Source organism: Mesorhizobium sp. M7A.F.Ca.CA.003.01.2.1 (assembly GCF_003998945.1).
In the GTDB taxonomy this organism is placed as follows: Bacteria; Pseudomonadota; Alphaproteobacteria; order Rhizobiales; family Rhizobiaceae; genus Mesorhizobium; species Mesorhizobium ciceri.
Map to the genome: position 1 here is coordinate 1 of NZ_RZRA01001726.1, position 390 is coordinate 390.

The 390-nt window shown below is 56.4% G+C and carries 1 protein-coding gene; it reads left to right on the forward strand.

Translation table 11 applies throughout. The features are described from left to right. Positions 1-129: 129 nt before the first annotated feature. A partial coding sequence (locus EN969_RS35140; protein ID WP_127419994.1) for a TIGR02300 family protein occupies positions 130-390 on the forward strand: 261 nt, incomplete at its 3' end.

Consider the following 390-nt stretch of genomic DNA (forward strand, 5'->3'; position numbering starts at 1 on the left):
ATGGTCATCCCCATGGTCGTCACTTCACGCGAGGCCTTTCAATGCATGGTTTTGTGACGCCGGCTTTTCGCTTTGACAGCGCTGCAAACTGTGGTTAAGGGGACCACTCTTTTATTGACGAGGCTTGCCGTGGCAAAAACCGAACTTGGCACAAAACGTATCGACCCGGAGACGGGCCGAAAATTCTACGACCTGAACAAGGACCCGATCGTCTCGCCCTACACCGGCAAGACCTATCCGCGTTCCTATTTCGAGGAAGGCAAGATTGCCGCTCTCGAGGAGGAAGAGGAAGTGGCCGAGAAGGAAGTGGACGCCGAGGAAGAAGAAGGCGTTGAGGTCGTCTCGCTCGAAGAGGCCGACGAGGACGTCAAGGGCGACGACCTGCCGGAT